The 25,175-nt window shown below is 70.2% G+C and carries 22 protein-coding genes and 1 riboswitch; of the genes, 4 read left to right on the top strand and 18 right to left on the bottom strand.

Features of this window, described 5'->3' with window-relative positions; genetic code table 11:
• Positions 1-6: 6 nt before the first annotated feature.
• The 3 genes from Pka01_RS33480 to Pka01_RS33490 all read right to left on the bottom strand — a co-directional run bounded on the left by Pka01_RS33480 (position 7) and on the right by Pka01_RS33490 (position 4,877).
• Positions 7-2,505, bottom strand: coding sequence for an L-aspartate oxidase (locus tag Pka01_RS33480; RefSeq protein WP_203886965.1), 2,499 nt, complete (start codon positions 2,503-2,505; stop codon positions 7-9).
• A gap of 648 nt (positions 2,506-3,153) precedes the next feature.
• The gene (gene panC, locus Pka01_RS33485) at positions 3,154-3,996 is read right to left on the bottom strand and encodes a pantoate--beta-alanine ligase (RefSeq protein WP_203886966.1); all 843 of its coding nucleotides are present in this window, start codon (positions 3,994-3,996) and stop codon (positions 3,154-3,156) included.
• Positions 3,987-4,877, bottom strand: coding sequence for a Rossmann-like and DUF2520 domain-containing protein (locus tag Pka01_RS33490; RefSeq protein WP_203886967.1), 891 nt, complete (start codon positions 4,875-4,877; stop codon positions 3,987-3,989). The genes panC and Pka01_RS33490 overlap by 10 nt, the downstream gene beginning before the upstream one ends.
• A 147-nt stretch (positions 4,878-5,024) precedes the next feature.
• Here Pka01_RS33490 and Pka01_RS33495 point away from each other — a divergent pair, with 147 nt between their 5' ends.
• On the top strand, positions 5,025-5,990 hold the full coding sequence (locus tag Pka01_RS33495; protein ID WP_203886968.1) for an SAM-dependent methyltransferase: 966 nt from the start codon (positions 5,025-5,027) through the stop codon (positions 5,988-5,990).
• Positions 5,991-5,993: 3 nt separating this feature from the next.
• On the opposite strand, the gene Pka01_RS33500 is transcribed toward Pka01_RS33495, so the two are convergent.
• Positions 5,994-7,193 (bottom strand): cytochrome P450, encoded by a 1,200-nt coding sequence (locus Pka01_RS33500; RefSeq protein WP_203886969.1) that lies wholly within the window; start codon positions 7,191-7,193, stop codon positions 5,994-5,996.
• 121 nt (positions 7,194-7,314) lie between these two features.
• A riboswitch (SAM riboswitch) is annotated at positions 7,315-7,430 on the top strand.
• A gap of 50 nt (positions 7,431-7,480) precedes the next feature.
• Between Pka01_RS33500 and Pka01_RS33505 the strand changes: the two genes are divergently transcribed.
• Both Pka01_RS33505 and Pka01_RS33510 read left to right on the top strand, forming a co-directional pair.
• Positions 7,481-8,767, top strand: a complete 1,287-nt coding sequence (locus tag Pka01_RS33505; RefSeq protein WP_239115771.1) for an aminotransferase class V-fold PLP-dependent enzyme — start codon at positions 7,481-7,483, stop codon at positions 8,765-8,767.
• 75 nt (positions 8,768-8,842) lie between these two features.
• Complete coding sequence (locus Pka01_RS33510; RefSeq protein WP_203886971.1) at positions 8,843-10,027, top strand: NADH-quinone oxidoreductase subunit D; 1,185 nt, start codon at positions 8,843-8,845, stop codon at positions 10,025-10,027.
• A 7-nt stretch (positions 10,028-10,034) separates the two neighbouring features.
• On the opposite strand, the gene Pka01_RS33515 is transcribed toward Pka01_RS33510, so the two are convergent.
• The 11 genes from Pka01_RS33515 to dacB all read right to left on the bottom strand — a co-directional run bounded on the left by Pka01_RS33515 (position 10,035) and on the right by dacB (position 19,990).
• Entirely contained in the window at positions 10,035-10,484 is a 450-nt protein-coding gene (locus Pka01_RS33515; RefSeq protein WP_203886972.1) for a DUF3180 domain-containing protein, read from the bottom strand.
• 13 nt (positions 10,485-10,497) lie between these two features.
• Positions 10,498-10,998: a 2-amino-4-hydroxy-6-hydroxymethyldihydropteridine diphosphokinase gene (gene folK, locus Pka01_RS33520; protein ID WP_203886973.1), complete on the bottom strand. Its 501-nt coding sequence runs from the start codon at positions 10,996-10,998 to the stop codon at positions 10,498-10,500.
• Positions 10,995-11,354: a dihydroneopterin aldolase gene (gene folB / locus Pka01_RS33525; RefSeq protein WP_203887014.1), complete on the bottom strand. Its 360-nt coding sequence runs from the start codon at positions 11,352-11,354 to the stop codon at positions 10,995-10,997. Before folB ends, folK begins: the two co-directional genes overlap by 4 nt.
• A gap of 26 nt (positions 11,355-11,380) precedes the next feature.
• Positions 11,381-11,803, bottom strand: coding sequence for a nuclear transport factor 2 family protein (locus Pka01_RS33530; protein ID WP_203886974.1), 423 nt, complete (start codon positions 11,801-11,803; stop codon positions 11,381-11,383).
• Complete coding sequence (gene folP, locus Pka01_RS33535; RefSeq protein WP_203886975.1) at positions 11,800-12,675, bottom strand: dihydropteroate synthase; 876 nt, start codon at positions 12,673-12,675, stop codon at positions 11,800-11,802. Before folP ends, Pka01_RS33530 begins: the two co-directional genes overlap by 4 nt.
• 154 nt (positions 12,676-12,829) lie before the next feature.
• Positions 12,830-13,411, bottom strand: coding sequence for a GTP cyclohydrolase I FolE (folE, locus tag Pka01_RS33540; RefSeq protein WP_239115773.1), 582 nt, complete (start codon positions 13,409-13,411; stop codon positions 12,830-12,832).
• A gap of 5 nt (positions 13,412-13,416) precedes the next feature.
• A complete protein-coding gene (ftsH, locus tag Pka01_RS33545; RefSeq protein WP_203886976.1) occupies positions 13,417-15,420 on the bottom strand; it encodes an ATP-dependent zinc metalloprotease FtsH in 2,004 nt (667 codons plus the stop codon).
• A 267-nt stretch (positions 15,421-15,687) separates the two neighbouring features.
• Positions 15,688-16,245 (bottom strand): hypoxanthine phosphoribosyltransferase, encoded by a 558-nt coding sequence (gene hpt / locus Pka01_RS33550; RefSeq protein WP_239115775.1) that lies wholly within the window; start codon positions 16,243-16,245, stop codon positions 15,688-15,690.
• Between the two features lie 12 nt (positions 16,246-16,257).
• Positions 16,258-17,238, bottom strand: coding sequence for a tRNA lysidine(34) synthetase TilS (gene tilS, locus Pka01_RS33555; RefSeq protein ID WP_203886977.1), 981 nt, complete (start codon positions 17,236-17,238; stop codon positions 16,258-16,260).
• Between the two features lie 213 nt (positions 17,239-17,451).
• Positions 17,452-18,522, bottom strand: a complete 1,071-nt coding sequence (locus tag Pka01_RS33560) for an Rv3626c family coenzyme F420 biosynthesis-associated protein (RefSeq protein ID WP_203886978.1) — start codon at positions 18,520-18,522, stop codon at positions 17,452-17,454.
• 76 nt (positions 18,523-18,598) lie between these two features.
• Entirely contained in the window at positions 18,599-19,990 is a 1,392-nt protein-coding gene (gene dacB / locus Pka01_RS33565; RefSeq protein ID WP_203886979.1) for a D-alanyl-D-alanine carboxypeptidase/D-alanyl-D-alanine endopeptidase, read from the bottom strand.
• Positions 19,991-20,079: 89 nt separating this feature from the next.
• On the opposite strand from dacB, the gene Pka01_RS33570 reads away from it, so the two are divergent.
• Positions 20,080-20,604 carry an inorganic diphosphatase gene (locus tag Pka01_RS33570; RefSeq protein WP_203886980.1) on the top strand — a complete coding sequence of 175 codons (525 nt, stop codon included), beginning with the start codon at positions 20,080-20,082 and terminating at the stop codon, positions 20,602-20,604.
• Between the two features lie 60 nt (positions 20,605-20,664).
• Here Pka01_RS33570 and Pka01_RS33575 read toward each other — a convergent pair whose 3' ends face one another.
• The 3 genes from Pka01_RS33575 to Pka01_RS33585 all read right to left on the bottom strand — a co-directional run bounded on the left by Pka01_RS33575 (position 20,665) and on the right by Pka01_RS33585 (position 25,141).
• Complete coding sequence (locus tag Pka01_RS33575; RefSeq protein ID WP_203886981.1) at positions 20,665-21,819, bottom strand: C40 family peptidase; 1,155 nt, start codon at positions 21,817-21,819, stop codon at positions 20,665-20,667.
• A 213-nt stretch (positions 21,820-22,032) separates the two neighbouring features.
• Positions 22,033-23,838, bottom strand: a complete 1,806-nt coding sequence (locus tag Pka01_RS33580; protein WP_203886982.1) for an RNA polymerase sigma factor — start codon at positions 23,836-23,838, stop codon at positions 22,033-22,035.
• A gap of 199 nt (positions 23,839-24,037) precedes the next feature.
• Positions 24,038-25,141 (bottom strand): saccharopine dehydrogenase NADP-binding domain-containing protein, encoded by a 1,104-nt coding sequence (locus Pka01_RS33585; protein ID WP_203886983.1) that lies wholly within the window; start codon positions 25,139-25,141, stop codon positions 24,038-24,040.
• Between the last annotated feature and the right edge of the window lie 34 nt (positions 25,142-25,175).

The following is a 25,175-nucleotide window of genomic DNA, read 5'->3' on the forward strand; positions in this document are numbered from 1 at the left end:
CCCCGATTATGCACCACGAAGATCCAGACCGATGTCCAGCGCCGACACCGAGTGAGTGAGTGCTCCGACCGCCAGATAGTCCACTCCGGTCTCGGCCACGGCCCGGGCGTTGTCGAGGGTCAGGCCGCCGCTCGACTCCAGGCGCGCCCGCCCTCCGACCAGCCGTACGGCCTCGGCGAGCTGCTCCACCGTGAAGTTGTCGAGCAGGATCTCCTCGGCGCCCTCGGCCAGGACTGGCTCGATCTGGTCGATCCGGTCCACCTCGACCTCGATCGGGATGCCGGGGAAGGCCTGCCGTACGGCACGGAACGCCTCGGCGACGCCGCCCGCGGCGACCACGTGGTTGTCCTTGATGAGGGCGGCGTCGTGGAGACCCATCCGGTGGTTGACGCCCCCGCCGCAGTGCACCGCGTACTTCTCCAGCGCCCGCAGGCCCGGCAGCGTCTTGCGGGTGTCCCGTATGCGGGCCTTCGTCCCCGAGACCGCGTCGACCCACCGGCTGGTGGCGGTGGCGACGCCCGACAGATGGGTGAGGAAGTTCAGCGCGGTCCGCTCCATGGTGAGCAGATCTCTCGTGCGGCCGTGGACGGTCATCAGGACGTCTCCGGCGCCGATCCGGTCGCCGTCCTTGACCCGGCGCTCGACGACGATCTCCGTGTCCGCCTGGCGGAAGACCGCCTCGGCGACCGCGAGACCGGCGACCACGCCCTCCTTACGGGCGACCAGGTCGGCCACCGCGGTCTGGTCCGCGGGGATGGTGGCGGCCGACGTCACGTCCAGGCCGCCGGCGAGGTCCTCGTCGAGCGCCGTCGACACCAGGTGGGAGAGCCGGGCGGGCTCGATGCCGAGGCCGGTCAGCTCGGCGTCGATGTCGTGGGCCTGGTGTCGCATGAGCAGTCCTTCCGTTCCAAGGGAGATGTCGATGTGCAGCCGCCAGCGGTCGTCGTCGCGGTCCGGGTGGTCCTCACGCCAGTGGGCGCCGCGGGTCTCCTGGCGCTCCCTGGCCGCCGCCACGAGGGCGGACGCCACCGTGAGCAGGTTCGTGGCCTCCCACGACTCGGTGCAGGGCTCGACGGCGACCGGGGTCCAGCGGGCGTTCTCGAGCGCACGGGCGACCTCGGTGAGGCTCTCGTCGCTGCGGAGCACCCCGGCCCCCCGGCTCATGTGGTTCTGGATCCTGGTCCTGACCCGAGGGTCGACCAGGCCCTCCGGCCTGTCCTGTACGCCCGGCGTCTCGAGGCTCTCCGTCTGGGAGACCAGGTCGGAGGCGATGCGCTCAGCGAAGACGAGACCTTCGAGCAGGGAGTTGGAGGCGAGCCGGTTGGCGCCGTGCACGCCCGTGCAGGCCACCTCGCCACACGCGTAGAAGCCGGGGACGCTGGTCCTTCCGTACAGGTCGGTGCGGACGCCGCCGCTGGCGTAGTGAGCCGCCGGGGCGACCGGGATCGGCTGCGTGACCGGGTCGATGCCGTGCTCGCGGCAGACCGCGAGGATCGTCGGGAACCTCGTGCGCCACTTGTCTTCACCGAAGTCCCGGGCGTCCAGGTAGACGTGGTCGGCGCCGGTTTCGTGCATCTTCCGGGTGATCGCCTTGGCCACGACGTCGCGGGGCGCGAGGTCGGCCAGCTCGTGGACGTCCTGCATGAACCGGTCGCCGTTCGCGTCAACGAGGACCGCGCCCTCTCCGCGCACCGCCTCGGACACCAGGGGCTGCTGGCCCGTCGAGCCTTCGCCGAGCCAGAGGACCGTGGGGTGGAACTGGACGAATTCGATATCGCGGACGACCGCGCCCGCGCGCAGGGCGAGCGCCACGCCGTCTCCGGTGGACACGACGGGGTTGGTCGTGGCGGCGTAGATCTGCCCCATGCCGCCACTGGCCAGCACGACGGCCCGGGCGTTCGCGGCCCCCACGCCGTCCCGGGCGCCTTCGCCCATGACGTGCAGGGTCACCCCGCGCGCGCGGCCGCTTCCGTCCTGGATGAGGTCGAGGACGAGGGCGTGCTCGATGACCTCGATCCGCGGCTCGGCGAGGACGGCCTGGATGAGGGCGCGCTGCACCTCCGCTCCCGTGGCGTCACCGCCCGCATGGACGATTCGATTGCGGCGATGGCCGCCCTCACGGGTGAGCTGGAGCTCGCCGTCGACGTCCCGGTCGAAGCGGGCCCCGTGACCGATGAGCCGCTTCAGCGCGTCCGGGCCCTCGGTGACCAGGATCCGCACGGCCTCCTCGTCGCACAGGCCGACACCGGCGATGAGCGTGTCGTTGAGGTGCTCGTCGGGGGTGTCCTCGGGGTCGAGCACCGCCGCGATCCCGCCCTGTGCCCAGCGCGTGGACCCGGCGGACAGCACGTCCTTGGTGACGACGAGGACCCGCGCCTCGGGGGCGAGCTCGGTGTAGGTCAGGGCCGCCGTCAGGCCGGCGATGCCCGACCCGACCACGACGACGTCGGCGTCGACGCTCCATCCGGGAGCGGGTGCCGTCAGCTTCCTCGGTATCGCCACCATGAGGGGGTTCCCCTTTCGTCACTATGACGATAACGCCCCCCTTTCCCCGTTTCCTCCCCACCCCACCCCCTTACTTGAGGTGATCATGCACCGCCCGATTGAGGGTGGTCGCGCTTAACCGAATGGGTGATCATGCACAGGTTCGGAGATGGCCGCCCCGGCCCGCCCTTTCCCTCGCCGTGATCATGCACAGGTTCGGGAGCGGACCCCGCGACCTGGCCTATTCCCTTTCGCGATCATGCACAGATTCGGCGACGCATGCGCCGACCTGCGTCTTTACCATCCGCGATCATGCAGGGAACCGACTCCCCAGCCGCCCCGCCCCGCGTTACCCCACCAGGCGACGGCATGTACGCATGAACGCCTTGGCCCGACCAGAACGGGTGACCGGCGGCAGCAGGGTTGGTCCCACGCCGCCCCCTGTACGGCAGGGCGCATCGCCATGCGGGCAGAAGGCGCCGGAGTGCATGATCACCGAGCCGGTACGCCCAGCTCAGCCCATGCCGTGACGATTTCGTGCATGATCACGAACGGAGTACGTCGAGGTCAGCCCACATGTGGCCGAACCTGTACATGATCACGACGAGGGAAAGGGCAGGCCGGGGCAGCCATCACCGAATCTGTGCATGATCACGCCAAGAAAGGCCGTCACGGGATTCGGGTGTTGTCGATCAGGCGGGTGGTGCCTACCTTGGCGGCGACGACCAAGAGCGCCTCACCCCGGTGGGTGTCGTCCACCGGCTGGAAGGTCTGGGGATCGACCAGTTCCACATAATCCAGCAGCAGGGGCGGATCCAGGCGCGTGGCGCCCTCCAGGACGGCTTTCGCGGCCGCCAGAACCCGGGACGGCACGGCCTCGGCCGCCCCGGCCGCGAGCGCCTGCGAGAGGGACAGCGCGGTCGTCCGCTCCCGCGCCGACAGGTAGCGGTTGCGGCTCGACAGGGCCAGGCCGTCGGGCTCCCGCACGGTTGGCGCGCCGATGATCGAGACGGGGACGTCCAGGTCGGCCACCATGCGACGGATGATCGCCAGTTGCTGGGCATCCTTCTGCCCGAAGACCGCGACGTCGGGCTGGACCAGGTTCAGCAACTTCAGGACCACGGTCAGGACGCCGTCGAAATGGCCCGGCCGGAAGGCGCCCTCGACGACCGTGCCCATCACACCGGAGGAGATGGCGACCTGCCGGTCCGGGAGGTACATCTCCTCGGCCGAGGGCGCGAAGACCACACCGACGCCCTCCTCCGCGCACACCTCCAGATCGGCATCAAAAGTCCGTGGATAACGGGAAAAATCATCGCTCGGCCCGAACTGGAGGGGATTGACGAAGATGCTGACCGCGACGTGCTCGGCATGCTCCCGAGCGAGCCGGATCAGCGACCGGTGCCCCTCATGGAGCGCGCCCATCGTCGGCACCAGCGCCAGCCTGCCCGCACCGAGCGTGTACTTGGCCTTGACCAGATCCGCGCGATCGCCTGCGACGATCACGTCCATATGTTCCCTCCCAGTGCGTCCAACAGGCGTTCGGCGGCCTCGGGCTTCAGCAGCCCGGCGGCCAGCGCCCGGTCCGCGGTGAGCCTGGCGAGAGCCACGTACGCGTCGGCCGCCTCGGGTGCGGCCAGGATGAGCGCGTCCACATGCTTGCGCACGGTGCCCGCGTCGCCGCGCACCACGGGGCCGGTCAGTCCGGCGATGCCGAGGCGCAGCACGTTGTCGAGCGCGGCTCCGAGCAGCGGGCCGAGGAGCCGGCCGGGATGCTCGACCCCGATCCGGCCGAGCAGTTCCTGCGACTCCGCGATCAGCGTGACCATGTGGTTGGCCGCTCCGGCGATCGCCGCGTGATAGAGGGCGCGGTCCTGGTCGGCGATCCACACCGGCTCGCCGCCCATCTCGATCACCAGGGCTTCGGCCACCGGCCGCAACGTGGCGGGCGCGGTGACGCCGAACGAACACCCGTTGAGCCTGACGAGATCGTCGTCCCTGCCCGTGAACGTCATCACCGGATGCAGGGCCAGGGGAAGCGCGCCGAGATCCGTCGCCGGGCCGAGGACGTCCAGGCCGTAGGCCCCGCTGGCGTGCACGAGGAGCTTGCCCCGCAGGTCGGCGCCGGTGGCCGCCAGACCGGCGACCAGTCCGGGAAGGACGTCGTCAGGAACGGTGAGCAGCACCAGATCGGACCGGGTGATCACGTCGTCCGGCCTGGTCAGCTCCACGGACAGCCGCTCGACGGCGCGCCGGTGCGACGCGTCGGATACCCCGCTGGCGGCCACCACGCGGTGGCCCGCGAGCGCGAGCGCGGCTCCCAGAACCGAGCCGACGCGTCCCGCGCCGAGCACTCCCACGGCGAGCCGCCCCGGGCGGTCACTAGTGTCCATGACGCCTCCCCTCGCCCAGGGTAGCGGCGACCGCCCGCCTGCCTGGCCTGGACCCAACGGTCGAATTTTGTCCCTTTTGTGATGTGACTATGTCGGGCGGCGAGTACGCATTTCGTCATACGCCGGAGACCGATAACGTGGGGTGTCGTGTGGGTCACGTGGCGCGACGCCATTCAGGAGGCGCTCTACGGCGACGACGGCTTCTACCGGCGCGAACGGCCTGACCAGCACTTCCGGACATCGGTGCACGCGTCGCCGTCCTTCGCCCGGGCCCTGCTGGAACTGACCTGCCGGGTCGACGCGGCGCTCGGCCGGCCCCCGATGATCGACTTCGTCGACGTCGGCAGCGGCGACGGCCTGCTGGCCGCCCGGATCCTCGCCGCCGCCCCGCCCGACCTGGCCGTACGGCTGCGCGTGACGGCCGTCGACCTGTCCGGCCGCCCCGAGGACCTCGACGAGAGGATCGCCTGGGCCTCCTCCGTGCCCGCCACGGTGGAGGGCCTGGTCGTCGCCAACGAATGGCTGGACAACATCGCCCTCGACGTCGCCGAGCAGACCCAGTCAGGTCCGCGGCTGGTGCTGGTGGATCCCGCGACGGGCGACGAACGCCTCGGGCCCGTGCCCGACGCCGCCGACCTCGAATGGCTGGAGCGCTGGTGGCCCATGTGCTCGACGGGCTGCCGCGCCGAGATCGGCCGTCCGCGCGACGAGGCCTGGGCCTCGGTGCTCGTACGGCTCTCGCGCGGCACGGCGGTCGCCGTCGACTACGCGCACAACAGGGACCGGCGACCGCCCCTCGGGACGCTGGCGGGCTATCGGGGCGGTTCGCTCGTGCCTGCCGTACCGGACGGGACCTGTGACATCACGGCGCACGTGGCTCTGGACGCGTGCGCCGCCGCGGGCGAGGCGGCGGGGGCCGCCTCCACGACGCTGACCACGCAGCGGGACGCCCTGCGTGAGCTGGGGATACGCGGTGAACGGCCGTCACTGGAGCTGGCGGGGCACGACCCGACCGGCTACCTCAGGGCGTTGAGCAGGGCGTCCGAGGAGGCCGAGCTCATCGATCCCTCCGGACTCGGCGGGTTCGGCTGGCTCAGCCAGTCCACGAATTAGACGCTAGACGGTGACCTTCAGCGCCTCGAGACCACGGATCACGTAACCGGGCTTCCAGACCGGCTCCTCCACGAGTTCCAGGCCGGGGGCGGCACGCAGGAACGCGCCGAACGACTCGATGAGCTCCACCCGGGCCAGCGGCGCGCCCAGGCAGAAGTGGATGCCCGCGCCGAAGGAGATGTGCGGGTTCTCCGCCCGTCCGACGTCCAGCCGGTCCGGGTCGTCGAACACGGCCGGATCCCGGTTGGACGAGCCGAACAGCAGCGCGACCTCGACCCCCTTCGGGATCTGCACGCCGCCGACCTCGATGTCCTCGAGCACCCACCGCTCGAACAGCTGCAGCGGGGTGTCGTAGCGCATGAGCTCCTCGACCGCGGTCGGCAGCAGGCCGGGGTCGGCCCGCAGGCGGTCCAGCTCGGCCGGGTTGCGGAACAGCGACCACCATCCGTTGCCGGTGACGTTGACCGTCGCCTCGTGGCCGGCGTTGAGCAGGAGCACGCAGGTCCCGACCAGCTCGTCCTCCGTGAGCCTGTCCCCTTCGTCGACGACCTGGGCGAGCGCCGAGATGAGGTCGTCACCGGGCTCCTGTCGTCGTTTCCCGGCCAGCTCGCGCAGGTAGTCGCCGAACTCCACCGAGGCCTGCACCGCCGCCAGCTGGGACTCCATCGGCGGATTCAGCTCGTACATCTTGCAGATGTCGGCCGACCAGGGCCGCAGCAGGTGCCGGTCGGACTCCGGCACGCCGAGCATCTCGGCGATCACGGTGACCGGCAGCGGTTCGGCCACCTCCGCGATGAGGTCTCCGCCACCGCGTTCGACGAACGCCTGGACCAGGTCGGTCGCGATCCGGCGGACGCGGGGGCGCAGGGCCTCCACCATCCGCGGCGTGAACGCCTTGGACACCAGGCGGCGCAGCCGGGTGTGGACGGGGGGCTCCACGTCGAGCATCCCGGTGCGGGTCACCCGCCAGAACGGCTCCTGGAAGGCGGGCTCGGGCTCGCGGCCGAAGGCCTCGTGCGAGGCGACGTGCAGGTAGGACCGGCCGAGCCGCCGGTCGCGCAGCAGCGCGTTGACGTCGGCGTGCCGGGCGACCAGCCACTGCCCTGTCGGCTCGAAGAAGCTGACCGGCTCGTTGTCCCGCAGATCGCGGTAGGCGTCGTACGGATGAGCCACGAACTGGGGATTCCAAGGATCGAACTTCACAAAGCCACCATACGGATCCCCGTCGTGCGGCGCACCGGGTCGCCGCCCGATTTATCCCCAAGGCCTTGCTTCACCTGGGGATTTGCGGACAGCCGGGGGCGGTCGGTTATAGTCCACGTCAGGTCATGAGTGCCAGCGCCAAGCCCCGGCTCGCTGGCCGGCAACCCTCGCGTCCGCGGCGGGGTGCCCCGGGTGAAGACCAGGTCCGTCACGAGGTGTGCCGGACAAGCGCGGGCTCCGCCGTTCGACGCCGTCGTCGGGGTCCCATGACCTCAAGGAGTCCGGCGTTGTCTACTTTGTCCGTTCTGAGCCGTTCTGCTTCCTCTGAGCCCAGCGTCACCACCCCGGCCCGGGACGTCTCCAGCCCCGCCGTGCTCGGCTCCGACCTCGAGGTGCCCGTCAAGGGCGGCCGGCTCGTGCCGTACGCGAATCTCGACTACGCGGCGAGCGCGCCCTGTCTGGAGGCCGTGAACGCCGCGGTCGCCGCCGCGCTCCCGGCCTACTCCAGCGTCCACCGGGGCGCCGGCTACGCCTCCCAGCTCACCACCGCCCGGTACGAGCAGGCCAGGCACACGGTCAAGGCCTTCGTGGGCGCCCGTCCCGACGACGCGCTGGTCTTCACCCGCAACACGACGGACGCGATGAACCTGCTCGCCCGCGTCCTGCCCGAGGACGCCACCGTCGTGGTCTTCGACTCCGAGCACCACGCCTCGCTTCTCCCCTGGTCCCAGGTCGTACGGCTGGCGCCTCCGGCCTTCCCCGGCGAGGCGATCCGGGCCGCCGACGAGGCACTGTCGCAGATCGACGGCCCCGCACTGCTCGTCGTCACGGCGGCGTCGAACGTGACCGGCGAACTGTGGCCGATCGCGGGTCTTGCCCACATCGCCCACCGCCACGGCGCAAGGATCGCGGTGGACGCCGCGCAACTCGTCCCCCACCGGCGGCTCAACCTGACGGCGCTCGACCTCGACTACGTCGCCTTCTCCGGGCACAAGCTCTACGCCCCCTTCGGCGCGGGCGCCCTCGTCGGCCGGGCGGACTGGCTCACGCAGGCCCTGCCGTACCTGCAGGGCGGCGGCGCGGTGAAGTCCGTCGCGGACGTCGTGGAGTGGAGCGACGATCCCGAGGCCAGGCACGAGGCCGGCACCCCGAACGTGCTGGGCGCGATCGCCCTCGCCGCCGCCTGCGACGCCCTGAGCGCCACCGGATGGACGGATCTCGTGCGCGAGGAGGAGCGGCTCGTGGCCCGCCTGCGCGAGGGGATCGCCGGGATCCCGGGCGTGCGGGAGCTCTCCCTGTGGGGTCCCGACCATCCTCGGGTGGGCATCCTGTCCTTCGTGGTCGACGGCCGCTCCGCGCGGGACGTGGCCGAGTTCCTGTCGTCGGAGCACGGCATCGGCGTCAGGGACGGCAAGTTCTGCGCCCACCCGTTCGTCCGCCACCTTCTCGGCACCGCGGACGGCGGCTGCGACGACGACACGGCGAGCGCGGTGCGCGCCTCGATCGGCATCGGCTCGACCGAGGAGCACGTCGATCGCCTGCTCGAGGCGCTCCGGAGCCTGGCCAAGGCCTGACGTGTTCATGTTCGTACGGCTTCGCGGGGGTTCACGCCCTTCGCGAGGCCGTACCGGCGTGGGAGCATGGGCCGTATGACGGAAGAGCCCGAGAGCACCCTCCGGGAACGCGTCGTCGGCGTCGGCGCGGGCGCGGGCGCCGTCCAGGGGAGGGAGCTGGCCACCGAGGACATGGTCCTCAACATCGGCCCGCAGCACCCGTCCACCCACGGCGTGCTACGGCTGCGGCTCACGCTGGACGGCGAGCGGATCGTGACGGCCGAGCCGATCATCGGCTACATGCACAGGGGCGCGGAGAAGCTCTTCGAGGTGCGCGACTACCGGCAGATCATCGTGCTGGCCAACCGGCACGACTGGCTGTCGGCGTTCGCGAACGAGCTCGGCGTCGTGATCGCGGTGGAGCGCATGCTCGGGATGGAGGTGCCGCAGCGTGCGGTCTGGGCGCGCACCCTGCTCGCGGAGCTCAACCGGGTGCTCAACCACCTGATGTTCCTCGGCTCCTACCCCCTGGAACTGGGCGCGATCACCCCACTCTTCTACGCCTTCCGTGAGCGGGAGACCCTGCAGCACGTCATGGAGGAGATCTCCGGCGGCCGCATGCACTACATGTTCAACCGCGTGGGGGGCCTCAAGGAGGAGCTTCCGCACGGCTGGCTCGACCGGGTGTCCGTGGCCGTCGCCGACGTACGCCGCCGCCTGCCCGACATCGAGGGGCTGATCGCGGGAAACGAGATCTTCCTGGCCAGGACCAGGGGCGTCGGCGTGCTCGACCGGGAAACGATCATGCAGTACGGCGTGAGCGGCCCGATCGCCCGGGCCTCGGGAGTCGACTTCGACCTGCGGCGCGACGAACCCTATCTGGCGTACGGCGAGCTGCCGGTCAAGGTCGTGACCCGCTCTGCCGGCGACTGCAACGCCCGCTTCCAGGTGCTCCTCGAGCAGCTCAAGGTCTCGCTCGACCTCGCCGACGCGTGCGTCGAACGGTTGCGGCACCTGCCCCCGGGGCCGATCAACCAGCGGCTGCCCAAGATCCTGAAGGCTCCCGAGGGCCACACCTACGCCTGGACGGAGAGCCCTCTCGGCCTCAACGGCTACTACCTCGTGTCGCGGGGAGAGAAGACGCCCTGGCGGCTCAAACTGCGCAGCGCGTCCTTCAACAACATTCAGGTCCTGCGCGAACTGCTGCCCGGCAACCTGGTCGCCGACATGGTGGCGATCCTGGGCTCGATGTTCTTCGTCGTCGGCGACATCGACAAGTAGGCCGACGTCACTCCTCGTCCTCGGGCTTGCCGGGCACCCGGCAGCAGTACTCGAGGAAGAGCGCGGCGCAGATCAGGGCCACGCAGGCGACGAAGGAGCCGCCGGCGACGAACACGTCCTGACGCGGCTTCGGCAGGTCGAGCAGGTCGAGCACGCGCAGGACGAACCCGGCGAAGATCCCGCCGAAGATCGCCCCCGCGTAGGCCGTCGCCTTCGCCAGCGCCGCCAGCCGGGCGACCGCCAGCGGTTCGACCGGCTTGGTGTCCGGCTTGCGGAGGATCCTGGCACGCGTCAGCCAGCCCGTGTACGCCTCGCCGATCGCGAGGAGCAGCAAAGTGGGGATGGCCGTCCACGGAACCGTCGGAATCTCCGAATAGAGCTCCTGCAGTACTCCCCAGGTGGCCAGGGCGAACACGACGATCAGGCCCACGAGTACGCCGGGATTGCTGGGCTTCACGCAGGGCTCCTCGTCAGGCAGGGGGTTCGAGGGGGAGGTCGGTGCGAAGCCGCACACCGGTGTGGTCGAGGCCGGCGAGCAACTCGGAGACGGGCCCGTGCCCCGGCAGATCCGCCGCGGGGTCGGCCTGTGCCCAGGGGATCAGCACGAATGCCCTCTCGTGTGCCCGGGGATGCGGGAGGGTGAGCGCCGGATCGTCGGACACCACGCCGCCAACCATGATCAGGTCGACGTCGAGCGTCCTCGGTCCCCAGCGTTCCAGCCGTTCACGGCCGAAGGCGTTCTCGATGCTGTTGGCCCGGTCGAGAAGCGCGTGCGGAGCCAGCGTGCTTTCCGCGATCACGACGGCGTTCAGGTAGGCGTCTTGATCGGGACCGCCCACCGGATCCGTCTCGTAGACAGGCGAAACCGCCACGAACGTAAGCCCGGGGGCGTCGAAGAGAGCGTCCAGCGCGCCCTGGAGGTAGTCGGCCCGGCGGCCGATGTTGCTGCCGAGCGACAGGACGACCCTCATCCGCGAGCCCTTCTGATGGTCACCACCACGTCGCCGAACGGCAGCGGGATGGGCGCCGCCGGCTTGTGCACGCTGACCTCCACCTCGTCGACCAGGTCATAGGCGAGACAGACCGAGGCCAGCCGGTCGGCGAGAGTCTCGATCAGGTTGACCGGCTCGCCCTCAACCGTGCGGACGAGCTGGAGGGCCAGCGTGCCGTAGTCCACGGTCTTGGTCAGGTCGTCGCCGGCGGCGGCGGGAGCCGTGTCGAGGAACAGGGTCACGTCCACGACGAACTCCTGGCCGAGCTCCCGCTCCGCCGGAAGGCAGCCGTGCCGTCCACGCGCCCTGAGCCCGCTGAGGCGCACGCTGTCCATCTGGGCCCCACGGCCGGTCGGCACGCTCACGATTCGTCTTCCTCGTCGTCGTCACCCTGGAGCACGGGCGATCCGTGGTGCAGCCAGAGCCGCCAGCCCGCCGGTGTCCGCAGGAACGTGTTGGTGGCCACCACCCGGCCCGCGGCGAAACCCGGCTCCTCGGTGTCGGCCGCCGTGAGGATGTTCTCCGCGCACGTGACGATGGCGACGTCGCCCACGACCGTGGTCTGGACGTCGGTGAGCACGAACTGGATGTACGGCGTGTTCGCCATGATCAGCGCCCACGACCTGAGCACCTCGGAGCGGCCGCTGAGCATCGGCCAGCCGGGGTGGACGCACATCGCGACCCGGTCGGCGACGTCCTCCACCCATATTTCCGACATCTTGTCGAGGTCGGCGCTCTCGATCGCGTTGTAGAACGCCTCGTTGAGCTCCTCGATGTCCTTCATCCGCGTCCTTTGTCGGCATGTCCATCGCCGGCCGCCGTCCAGGCGGCGGCCACGCGCACGGCGTCGGCGTTGGCCGCGACGTGATGCACCCGGACGCACCAGGCACCGGCCTGGGCGGCCAGCGCGGTGACGGCGAGGGTCGCGTCGTCACTACGGCTGAACGGCCTGGGCGTGCCGTCGGCGTCCGGCAACAGGCGGCCGAGGAATCGTTTCCTGGACGCGCCGATGATCAGAGGGTAACCCAGCTCGTCCAGTGTGCCGATGCCGGCGAGAAGAGCCCAGTTGTGCTCGGCCTGCTTGGAGAAACCCAGACCAGGATCAAGGACGATCTGCTCCTCGCGGACCCCCTCGGCGAGCACCGAGTCGACCCGCTTGCGCAGCTCCTCGCCCACCTCGGTCACCACGTCGGCGTAGATGGCCCGGCTGTCCATGTCACGGCTGTGCCCGCGCCAGTGCATCACCACATACGGCACACCGGTCGCGGCCACCACACGCGGCATCACCGGGTCGGCCAGGCCACCGCTGACGTCGTTGACCAGCTTCGCCCCGGCCTCGACGGCCGCCTCGGCGACCTCCGCGCGCATGGTGTCGACGCTGACCGTCACGCCCTCCTCAGTGAGGGTGCGGATCACGGGCTCGACCCTGCGGAGCTCCTCCTCGAGCGAGACCCGGACGGCGCCGGGGCGGGTCGACTCTCCGCCCACGTCGACGATGTCGGCGCCCTCCTTGACGAGGTCGACGCCGTGCCTGATCGCGGTGTCCACGTCGAACCACTGGCCGCCGTCGGAGAACGAGTCAGGTGTCACATTGACCACGCCCATGACCAGGCAACGCCCGGGCGCGGGCAGGCCGCGCACGTGTCGTGTGGTCATTCTCCCTCCTCGCCCGCGGCTCGTCGGCGAATGACCGTGGCCTCGGTGTCGGAAGGCCCACTCGCTTCGCTCGCAACCAAGCCTAGGTGCTGCCAGGTCGCGATCAGTCGCATGGGTGCGCCCACCGCCATAACGAATCGGGTCCCCGCCGCGGTCAGCCGCGGAGGATCAGCGACATCGCCTCGGCGCGCGTCGCCTCACTCGAGCGGAAGTCACCCCTGACGGCCGAGGTGATCGTCTTGGCTCCCGGCTTGCGGACGCCGCGCATCGTCATGCACATGTGCTCGGCCTCGATGACCACGATCGCCCCGCGAGGCTCGAGCACCCGCATCAGGGCGTCGGCGATCTGCGACGTCATCCGCTCCTGGACCTGGGGGCGGCGGGCGTACACGTCCACCAGCCTGGCCAGCTTGGATAAGCCGGTGATCTGCCCCTTCTCGTTGGGCGTGTAGCCGATGTGCGCGACGCCGTGGAAGGGAAGGAGGTGGTGCTCGCAGGTGGACATGACCTCGATGTCCTTCACCAGCACCATCTCGTCGTGGTCGGCGTCGAACATCGTGGTCAGCGCGTCCTCCGGCGTCTGACCGAGACCGGCGAACTGTTCCGCGTAGGCACGGGCCACGCGGGCGGGGGTGTCCCGCAGTCCGTCCCGGTCAGGATCTTCGCCGATCGCAGAAAGGATCTCGCGAACGGCCTTCTCGATCCGGTCGTGGTCGAACTGCGGAACTGGTGGCACCACTGTCAGGCCTCGTCCCGCTGGGTCGTCGCCTGGTCCTGCGCGTAGGTGGCCGGGCTGCCGGCGGGCAGCGCGGCCCCGTTGCCGTTCGCCCGCTCCTTCGGCGTGATCACCGGAGGACGGTCGGACGGGAGTCGCTTGCCGTAACCGGCGTACGAGGGGCGCTTCTCCTTGGTCACGACCGGCGAGAAGATCTGCAGGACCTGCTCGCGGGAGAGCGTCTCCTTCTCCATGAGTTCGAGGACCAGGTTGTCCAGCACGTCGCGGTACTGGACGAGGATCTCCCACGCCTGGTCGTGCGCCGTCTCGATGAGGCGGCGGACCTCCTCGTCGATCGTGGAGGCGATCTGCTCGGAGTAGTCGCGCTCGTGGCCCATCTCGCGGCCGAGGAAGACCTCGCCGTTGCCGCTGCCGAACTTACGGGCGCCGAGCTTCTCGCTCATGCCGTACTCGGTGGTCATGCGGCGGGCGATCGAGGTCGCCTTCTCGATGTCGTTGGACGCGCCGGTGGTGGGCTCGTGGAAGACGAGCTCCTCCGCGGTGCGACCGCCGAGCAGCATCGCGAGCTGGTCCATCATCTCGGACCGGGTCGCCAGGAACTTGTCCTCCATCGGCAGCGTCATCGTGTAACCGAGCGCGCGGCCGCGGGACAGGATCGTGATCTTGTGGACCGGGTCGGAGTTGGGCAGCGCGTGGGCCACCAGGGCGTGTCCGCCCTCGTGGTAGGCGATGATCTTCTTCTCCTGGTCCGACATGACGCGCGACTTGCGCTCGGGACCGGCCATCACTCGGTCGATGGACTCCTCGAGCGTGCCCATCGTGATGAGCTTCTGGTCCTGACGGGCGGTCAGCAGCGCCGCCTCGTTGATCACGTTGGCCAGGTCGGCGCCGGTGAAGCCAGGCGTACGGCGGGCGATCACGTCGAGGTCGACGTCCGTGGCGAACGGCTTGCCGCGGCCGTGGACCCGCAGGATGCCCTTGCGGCCCTCGAGGTCGGGCCGGTCGATCACGACCTGACGGTCGAAGCGGCCGGGACGCAGCAGGGCGGGGTCGAGGATGTCGGGACGGTTGGTGGCGGCGATGAGGATCACGCCGCCCTTCACGTCGAATCCGTCCATCTCGACGAGCAGCTGGTTCAGCGTCTGCTCACGCTCGTCGTGACCGCCGCCGAGGCCGGCGCCGCGGTGGCGGCCGACGGCGTCGATCTCGTCGATGAAGATGATCGCCGGAGCGTTCGCCTTGGCCTGCTCGAACAGGTCGCGGACGCGGGAGGCGCCGACACCCACGAACATCTCGACGAAGTCGGAGCCGGAGATCGAGTAGAAGGGCACACCCGCCTCACCGGCGACCGCCCGGGCGAGCAGCGTCTTACCGGTTCCGGGTGGGCCGTAAAGAAGGACGCCCTTGGGGATCTTGGCGCCGATGGCCTGGAACTTCGCCGGAGCCTGGAGGAACTCCTTGATCTCCTGAAGCTCCTCGATGGCCTCGTCAGCACCCGCTACATCGGCGAACGTCGTCTTGGGCGTGTCCTTGGTGATCAGCTTCGCGCGGGACTTGCCGAAGTTCATCACCCGGGAGCCGCCGCCCTGCATCTGGTTCATGATGAACAGGAAGATCAGGACGATGATGATGATCGGCAGGAAGCTCACCAGCAGGCTGACCAGGAAGTTCTCCCTGGGCACCTCGGCCGTCCACCCCTTGGGCGGGTTGGCCGCCGTCAGTGCGTCGGTCAGCTTGACGCCCTGACCTTCGACCCACGGCGCCTGGATGCGGTCGGTCGACTTGCCGGCGACCTCGATCGGCTTGTTCAGGGTGAGCTCGACGCGCTGGTCCTTGTCGACGACCGTCGCGTTCTTGACATTGCCCTGCGTGATCTGCTGGACGACGGTGGACGTGTCCGCAGTCGTGTAGTTGCCGCCACCGTTGAACATCGTGGTGACGAGCAGGAGCAGCACGACGATGCCCAGGATCCACAGCAGTGGCCCACGTGTAAATCGCTTGAGATCCATCCGTTGCGGAACCCCGGCGGGCCCGTCCCTTCCTGACCAAGGCCTGGCCCCGGGAAGACCCGGGGTCGCGGCATCCCTTGCCGCTCCTTCTGACTACCCACAGGTAACCTACTGGCTCCCCATGGATCTCCGAAGGTACACCGGGCCGCCTCAGGCGGTAACTGCCCGTGCGATTCCGGCTTGCCCTTCCAACGTACGTCAGCCGTTCCCGTGTTCCCCTACCTGGGAGCGAATAACGCCGGACTGGAAGGGCACTTCGCTTAGGGCTTACTCCCCGCCGTAGACATGAGGAGCGAGCGTCCCGATGAAGGGCAAGTTACGGTATCGCTCGTCATAATCGAGGCCGAACCCGATCACGAACTCGTTCGGGATGTCAAAGCCGACGTATCGCACCTCGATGGGCACCTTTACCGCGTCCGGTTTGCGGAGAAGAGTGCAGATTTCAACCGATGCCGGGTTCCGCGACTTCAAGTTGTTCATGAGCCACGACAACGTAAGCCCGGAGTCGATGATGTCCTCCACGACCAGCACGTGCCGCCCGGCGATGTCGGTGTCGAGGTCCTTGAGCACCCGCACCACGCCGGACGACTTGGTGCCCGCTCCATAGGACGAAACGGCCATCCAGTCCATGTGCACCGGCACGTGTAAGGCCCGGGCAAGGTCGGCCATGACCATGACGGCGCCCTTGAGCACGCCGACTATCAGCAGGTCCTTCCCGGCATAGTCTGCGTCGATCTTCCCCGCCAGCTCCTTGATCTTGGCTTGGAGATCTTCTTCTGGAATCAGGACACTCGAGAGGTCCTGGCCCATGTCGGCTGCGTCCACCAGGGGTTTTCCTTACGAGAGGTTGTCTATGGCGAATATCAGCGTCCCATAGCGCCGGGCGGCGCCCACCCCCCCGGGTAGGTGAACGGCCTTCTGGCCTCGCCATTCGGTGACCAGGCGCTCCACCTCCTCGATGTGGACCGCGCCCAGGCCTGAGGCGGACGCGCCGGCCGACACCGCCGCCCGCCGGATCACCCGCCGCCGCACCGCCGCCGGCACCTCCTCCAGCGCGGACACCTTCAGACTCCCGTCGGGACCGGCCGACGCCTCGTAGACCGCGTCGGCCCACGCGTCGAGGGCGTCCGCGTCGTCCCGGCACAGCCGTGCCGTACGGGCGAGGGCCTCGGCCACTCCGGGACCCAGCGCCGTCTCGAGCACCGGGAGCACGTCGTGCCGCACCCTGACCCTGGTGTAGGCGGGGTCGACGTTGTGCGGGTCGTCCCACGGCCGCAGACCCAGGGCGGCACAGGCCTCCCGAGTCCTCGTACGGCTCAGGCCCAGCAGCGGCCGGCGATAGATGCCGGCGACCTCGGGCATCCCGGACAGGGATCGGCTGCCGCTGCCCCGCGCGAGCCGCAGAAGCACGGTCTCGGCCTGATCGTTCATCGTGTGGCCCAGGAGCACGGTCGCGGCGCCGAGCCGGTGCGCGGCCTCCGCGAGAGCCTCATAACGGGCGTCCCTGGCCGCCGCCTCGGGCCCCCCGGCCCTGCCCACGGTGACCGTCAGCGCCTCGGCGGGCTCGAGGTCCAGCGAGGGCGCGAGCCGTACGACATCGAGGGCGCGGGCGGCCGAACCGTCCTGGAGGCCGTGGTCGACGGTCACGAGCCCGGCCTTGAGGCCCATCCGCGGCGCGGTGAACCCCAGCGCCGCCGCGAGGGCGAGCGAATCCGCGCCGCCGCTGCAGGCGACCAGCACCAGTTCGCCGGGCGCAAGGTCCCCGAGCGACAGCCGTACGGCACGGCGGACGTCGGCGACGGCGGGATGTGGGCCCATAGGCCCATTGTGTCCACTCGTGCATGATCACGGAACGCGTCCACGCAGGTGGACCCGCTTGATCACGAATCTGCGCATGATCACGAGCGGGGTCGGCGCAGGTCACCTCGCCTGATCGCGAACTTATGCATGATCACACCCACAGGGCTGCCTGATCACACCCCAGGGTGCATGATCACACCCCGAGGTGCATGATCATGCCCAAAGGGGAGGTCAGGCAGGGCCGGGTTCTACGGCGCGGGTGCCGAGCACCCGGTTCATCCACGCCCGGGGGTCGGCGATCTCGTCCCGGTCCGGGAGGGTCTCCGGGGACGTCCAGACCTTGTTGAACCCGGCCATTCCCGCCTCGTCGACGACGGTGCGGACGAACCGGGAGCCCTCGGCGTACTGCTTCATCTTGAGCTCGATGCCCAGGAAGCGCCTGATGAGCTGGTCGATCCGGGATCCGCCCTCCCTGCGGCGCTGGAACTTGGCCCGGATGTCGGCGACCGACGGCACGACGGACGGCCCCACGGCGTCCATGACGTAGTCCCCGTGCCCCTCGACCAGGGTCATCACGGCCGTCACCCGGTCGAGCACGGCCTTCTGCTCAGGGGTCTGGATGGCCTCGATCAGGTTGCCCTCGCCCCCCTTGAACGCGTCGGCCACCGCGTCGGAGGCCGCGCGCAGCCGCTCCAGCAGGGTCATGAGGTCCATGTCGGACGCGAGGAGGAACTCGGTCATCTGGCCCCGGACGTACTCCCGCAACCAGGGGACGCCGGTGAACTGGACGCGGTGCGTCTCCTCGTGCAGGCAGACCCACAGGCGGAAGTCCCGGGGGGAGACCCCGAGTTCGCGCTCGGCGTGGACGATGTTGGGCGCGACCAGGGTCAGGCGGCCGGTCGGCGCGTTGCCCGACGGGTCCGGCGGCAGGAACAGCTCGTACTGCCCGAGAACGCGGGACGCCAGGAACGCCAGGACCGCGCCCACCTCGACACCGGTGATCCGCGAGCCGACCGCGCTGACGATCGGCGGCATGCTCGACATCTTGTCGGTCAGCGGCTCGAGGACCACGCGGAACCCGTCGACGTTGGCCCGGATCCAGCCCGGCCGGTCGACGACGGTGGCCTCCTCCGGCGGGGCGGAGTCGATCCCGGTGAACTCACGCACGTGCCCTTCGGCTTCGCGCGAGAGCGTCCTCAGATCGGCGACGGCCTGCCTGGCCTCCTCTCGGGTCACCTGCGGGCCGGGGCGCACCAGGCGCACACCGGTCGCTACGGCCAGATCCCAGTCGATCACCTGCATACCCACCACCGTACGTTCTCCTCGTTCCCGCCGCGCGAGGAGCACCTCGGACGGCGGGTGGGATGAACAGGCACCATCAGCTCTGCGCGACGATCGTGGCCATTTTGTCCAGGGCTGCGACGGCCGCACCGGGGTCGGTCACCTTGTCGGCCATGAACGCGAAGGACACCAGTCGTCCACCGGCGGTGTAGGTGATGCCTGCGAGCGTGTTCACGCCGGTGAGCGTGCCCGTCTTCGCGCGGACCAATCCGGCGCCGGGCCTGGAGTCGCTCCTGCCGTACCGGTTGTCCAGGGTGCCGGTGAAGCCCGCGACGGGCAGTCCGCTGATCAGGGAGTGCAAGTCGGGGTTCGACGGGGAGGCCGCCGCGGCGATCAGGCTCGCGAGCGCGGCCGGTGTGATGCGGTTCCTGGTGGACAGGCCGCTGCCGTCGTGCACCTCGATCCCCTTGTCCACGTTGAGGCGCCGCAGAACCTGGTGGACCGCCTTGGCCTCTCCCACGAACGTGTGCGGCTGCCCCTCCTTGATGGCGACCTGGCGGGAGAGGGCCTCCGCGAGGTCGTTGTCGCTCTCGGTCAGCATCTTCTCGACCAGCGCGTAGATGGGCGCGGACTCGACCCTGGCCAGTTCCGTGGCGCCGGCCGGCGCCTTGGCCGCGGTGATCTGTGCGTCGACCTCGATGCCGTTCTTCCTGAGCTGGGCGGCGAAGGCCTGGGCGGCGGCGAGCGGCGGATCTGAGACCCGCGGCCCGGCGAGCGACCGCCCCTCGTCGATGGTCAGCGCCGCGACCGGAGCCACGGTGCCCTCCGGCACGTAGTTCGGCTTCCACCCCGGACCGGTCATCGGCCCGGCGAACAGCGACGCGTCGTACGACAGCTCGACCGAGGTGATCTTCGCGGCCTTGAGCGCCTTGGCCGTACGGGACGCGAGCTGGTTGAGCGAGGCGGGCTTGGGGTAGGGGTCCCCCTTCGATTTCTTCATGTCCGCCGCCGTCCTGGGCCCGGCCAGGGTGGGGTCCCCTCCGCCGACGAGCGTGATCGAGTTCGCGGACTTGCCCATGACCACGGTGGTGGCCAGCCGTGCGTCGGCGCCGACGGAGGCGAGCACGGCGGTGGCGGTGACCACCTTGGTCGTCGAGGCGGGTGTGACCGGGGTCGTCGCGCGGCCGTCGAAGAGCATCGCGCCGGTCTTCGCGTCGAGCACGACGCCGCCGACGTTCTTCCCGAGTCCCGGGTCACCCAGCGCTTCGGCGAGGGTGGAGCTCAAAGTACCCTTGGCGGGGAGCGCCCCGTCCCCCGCCGCGGCCAGCACCGGACCCGCGGTGACGAGAGGGGTCGGGGTCGGTTTCGGGGACGCGATGGATACCGGACCCTCGGCGGTGTCATGGGTGAGCAGGTAGCTGCCCGCGACGACGACGAAGATCTGCAGCAGGGCGAGTGTGGCCAGCGCCACCCATCGCTCACGTCGCACCACGAGACCTCAATTCGCCCCAGCCATAAAACGCATACGAGACATTAACGCCAGCCCGGGATTCCGGGGGCGCGAGCGGAGGAACCGCAGTGGAGTTCGACGTTGTCGTGGAGATTCCCAAGGGGCAACGGAACAAATACGAGGTCGACCACAAGACCGGCCGTATCCGCCTTGACCGCATGCTCTTCACGTCGACTCAGTACCCCGCCGACTACGGGTTCATCGAGAACACGCTGGGTGAGGATGGTGACCCGCTCGACGCCCTGGTGCTTCTCCAGGAGCCGACCTTCCCCGGGTGCCTGATCAAGTGCCGCGCGGTCGGCATGTTCCGGATGACGGACGAGAAGGGCGGAGACGACAAGGTTCTCTGCGTCCCCGCCACGGACCCCCGCATGGAGCATATCCGCGACATCCACCACGTCGCGGAGTTCGACCGGCTGGAGATCCAGCACTTCTTCGAGGTCTACAAGGACCTGGAGCCCGGCAAGTCGGTCGAGGGCGCGAACTGGGTGGGCCGCACCGAGGCGGAGGCCGAGATCGTGGCCTCGGCCAAGCGGGCCCTCGCGGAAGAGCACCACCACGAGGAGCAGCAGGACCCGGGTTCGGAGCACTGAACCGCTCACCGGACACCGGAGCGCCACGCCGCCCGAAGTCGTGATCTCGGTCGCGCGGCGTCATCTCGGCCGGGTCGCCCCCACAAGGTCACGACGCCAGATGCTCGAGATGCGGACCACGTCCCCCGTCTGGGGGGCGTGGACCATCAGCCCGCGACCGATGTAGATCCCGACGTGGTGAATCGTGCCCGGATAGCTGCTCAGGCGGCCGTAGAACACGAGGTCGCCGCTGCGCAGACTCCTGATCGGCACATGCGGTCCGGAACTCCACTGCGTTCCCGTCCAGTGGTCGAGCGAGATGCCCGCCCGCTGCCAGGCCCGCATGGTCAGGCCGGAGCAGTCGAAGCTCGACGGCCCGTCGGCCGCCCAGACGTACGGCTTGCCGAGTTGCTTGAGCGCCCAGTGCGCCGCGCGACCGCCTCTGCCCGAGGCCAGCGATCCCGCCCAGCCCGGTATGGTCAGGCCGGCGCGCAGCCCCATCTGCGAACGCTGCGCCTGGGCACGTGCGCTGCGCAGACGCTCGACCCGCGACCTGGCGGCGTCGAGCCGTCTCGCGATCGCGATCTTCTGCTCTCTGATCTTCTCGGTCTCCTGGACCTGCTGGTCGACGGACACGCGGGCGGCGTCCTTCGCCACCCGCACCTCCTCGGCCGTGTTCTTCCGCGCCTCATATGCCTCGGCGGCCTGGCTGCGCAGGATCCCGAAGACCTCCTGGGCGTCGCGCAGTTGCTGCAGCGTCGCGGCGCGCTCGCTGCCGAGGTGGCTGAGCACACTGGCCCGCTGCAAGTAGGCGCTGAAACCGCCGGAGGCGGACAACATCGCGGTGGCTGGCTGAAAGGCGACCAGGTCTCTGTAGGAGCGCGCGGCGTCCGCCGCCGCGGCGGAGCGGGCTTGCTGATATTGGCCCGCGGCCTGCTGAAGCCGACCGGTCGCCTGCTCGTACCGGGTCCGCGCCTGGTCGAGCCGGACGAGTTCACCGTTGTACGCCTCGACGAGACGCTCCGCGTCCGCCGCGAGACCATCCTGCCGGGCCTGCGCCGCGGCCAGGTCGTCCTCGGCCTTACCCAGCTGATGTGCTCGGTCCTGAGCCTGCTGCCGGGCCTCGGCGACATCATGCGCCGAGGGTCTCGGATCCGCCGCGGCCGGACAGCCAAGGGTCAGGACGAGTCCTGAACCCAAGCCTGCGACCAGGCCCGACGCTCTGAGGAGTGGCATGCTACCCCTTCCCTAATTCCACACACCTCAGTTCCCACCCGTTACTCTCCGTACACATCTAAGACACGGAAAGTAATTTGGATATGGGGTAGATCGCCCGGCATGTGGCGTAAAGGGGTCGGCCGTCGCCCCGGGGAAGCGGGCCCGGTCGAACCGGCCGTCAAGTGGACAAACTGGCTCTTCGGAGCCCCCGACGGCCGGCCATGGTGTCTGTCACTCCGACGGCGACTCCGGTCGTGCGGCGGGCTCGATCGAGGGGGCCGGCGCCGGTGGGGCCGGGTGCGGCGACTCGGGACGCGGTTCGGCGCGACGCTCGGGCCTGGGACGAGCACCCGCGGTGTGCTCACGCCCAGGCTCCGGCCTGGGCCGCGGAGCGGCGGTGTGCTCCCTCTCAGGAGCGGGCTCGGGACGCGGCTCCGCACGGCGCTCCGGCCGGGGACGCGTACCCGAGGCATGCTCCCTTCGAGGCTCGGGACGCGGCTCCGCTCGGCGCTCGGGCCTGGGCCGCGTACCCGAGGTGTGCTCCCTTTCGGGCTGCGTCCCGGTGGTGGGTTCCGCGCTCGGCCGTGGCGTCGGGGTGGGCGGACAGGGCCGCTCACGGTGCGGCCGGGGATGACCGGGCCCGTGCTGGTGCTCGTGCGGCGGCCGGGGATGGGAGGTCGGCGGCTCGGCCGGCGGCGAGGGCGACACGGGTGGATCGGTCGGCCCAGAAGTGGGCCCGGAGGTAGGCCCGGAAGTAGGCGGGGCCGTCGGAGTCTGCGTCGGAGTGGGCGTCGGCGTCGATGTCGGCGGCGCGGGGGTGGTGGGCCGGGTGGGCGGCTGGTGCGGCCAGGGCGGCCCCGGCGGCCTGGACCATGTCGGCGCGGGCAGGGGACGGGGGGTCGGTTGCGGCCTCGTCATCCCAGGGACGGCCGCGACCAGCTTGCGCGGCCCGAGAGTGTCGATGGGCTCCTCCTCCGCCACCGGCATGATGACCGTGGGCGTCCTGCCCGGCGTCGGGCTCTCCGTCGCCGTGGGCGCCACGACCGCCGGGGTCGCGCTGGGCACGGGCCCCCGGCCCGCCGTTATGGTCGTGATCCTCTCCTCCGGGGCCCCGACCACCTGCGCGAGCACCAGCACGATCGCGGCCACCGCGGCGGCGGCGGCCACCGTGCCGGCGATCGCCTGGGCCACCCTGCCCTCGCCTCTGATCCCGGAGCGGGGGAACCCGGAGATGTCCAGCGGGCCGATCCTGCGCGCGACGAACCGCCGGTACGGCACGAGTTCGGGGTCGATGAAGCAGCTCAGCACGCGAACGCGCAGGGCGCCGGGCAGAGTGATCTCGGGTAGCAGGGCGAAGACCTTCGCCGCCGAGATCTGCTTGATCCCCCGGCGTGAGCACATCTCGCACCGCGCGCGATGCCGGGTCACCCGGTCGCGCATCTCTCGCGGGAGGTCGCCGCCGAAGCCGGCGAGGATGCCGGCCAGGCGGTGGCAGCCGCGCGGTTCCTGCCTGGCGAGGATCTCGGCGGTGACGGCGTCGCGGAGCCGCGCCACCGCGGCCTCTCGCAGCCCTTCGGCGTACCGCTCCCCCGTGCCGAGTACGGCCGCGACCTCGGCTGCGGACAACCCGTGCCTGGTCGCCAGTTCCAGGAGCTCGCGGTCGCGCGGCTCGAGACCCATGACGGCGCTCCACGCCACACCCCGCAGGTCGGCGTCGCCGTGATCGGCCTGCGGCGGCGTCATGACGGGAAGCGGTCCGGTGTCGACGGGCGTGGGCTCGCCGGGAATCAGGCGGCGCAGGCACTCTCCGCGCGCGAGGGCGTAGAGCCAGGGCCGGAATTTGGCCGGATCGGCGAGCGAGCCCACGAGGGCCTCGGCCGCGACGAAGGTGTCGCGCAACGCGACCTGGGCGCCGTCGGGGCTGCCCAGCATCGCGCGGCAGTATCGGTAGACCCCTTCGGCATACGTGTCATAGAGGGCCGCGAGCGCGCCGGGATCGCGTGCCCGCAACGCCTCGACCAGAATGCCATCGTCCATATAACCGAGCGTAAAGGCTCTGTAACTTAAAGCTCCACCGATTCTCCCGAAGTCACGTAACTACATGGATCGCATTTAACTATCGACGATCAGTGTCGATTCCACCCGTCTCGCCACAGCCCGCGAACCGCTTTATGGCATCTTATTCGGACAATTCATATTCATCGGAGAAATGGCCGCGCAGAGCCGGGAAATCGGCTCACCCGGCCTCCCCGGCGGCGAACCCCGCCTCCGCGCATCCCTCAGCCAGAGGGTCCAGACCGAAGGCGTCCACCGGGCCGAGGGCGCCCTTTCCTCGTACGCCACCGGCCAGCGCGGCCGCGGCGGCCCAGGCGACGGCGCGCCCGGTGAAGTCGTAGGGATCGCCCCCGTCGAGTTCGGCCGAGGCGAGCAGTCTGCCCCTCGCGTCGTAGGCCTCTGCCACGACCTGCGAGGTGAGCGGCCTGCCCGGCGGACGCGCCCGGCCGGCGGAGCGGAGCGCCCGAGCGGCCATGGTGTCCGTCGCCCGTTTGGCGCCCGGCAGGGCCGCGATCACCGGGGCCGCCCTGGCCAGCAGTCCCGCGGCCCGGGTGAGGCCGCCGAACCAGCCGAGATAGACGTTCACCTCGCGCAGCGCCCGGTGGGCGGGCGGCAGGGTGAAGTGCTCGGACGCGCCGACCGAGACGCCGTGACGACGACGGCCGCCTGTGTCGAACACCCGCGTCCTGCCGTGTTCCCTGACGATGCGGCCCTCGCGGAAGCCGTACATGGGGTCGAGGGCGACGCCGAGTGCGGAGGCGCGGGTTCCGGCGCTGGCACGCCGCGCGATGTTGCCGCTCAGGAAGTAGCCGACGTCGACGCGCACCGCCTCTCCGCCCGCCTTCCGCAGCGCTAGGCTCGCGGCCAGGTTGCCGGGCACGTAGTCGTACCCGAACGCGGTGAGGAGAGCCACCCCCCGGGTGGCGGCGGCGGGGCCGTACCGCTGGAAGACCCGCTTGATGAACATCGGCTCGCCGCAGGTGTCCAGGTAGGTGGCGCCCGCCTCCGTCGCGGCCGTCACCGCCGCGTCGCCCATGCGGACGAACGGGCCGACCGAGGAGACGAGCACGTCACCGGGTCCGACGATGCGCCGCACCGATTCCGGCCGCCTGGCGTCAGCGACGGCGGTGGGAACCTCGGCCGGGAGGGCCGCCGCGAGCGCGTCGAGCCTGGTCCGGTCCCTGCCCGCGAGCAGGGGCCGGACCCCGATCGCGAGCAGAGCGTCGACAATGAGCCCGCCGGTGAAGCCGGTGGCTCCGAAGACCACGATCCTGGGGCTCGTCATGCCGTTACGGTAACCTGCTTCCGATTTCAAGATC

The organism is Planotetraspora kaengkrachanensis (assembly GCF_016862895.1).
GTDB lineage: Bacteria > Actinomycetota > Actinomycetes > Streptosporangiales > Streptosporangiaceae > Planotetraspora > Planotetraspora kaengkrachanensis.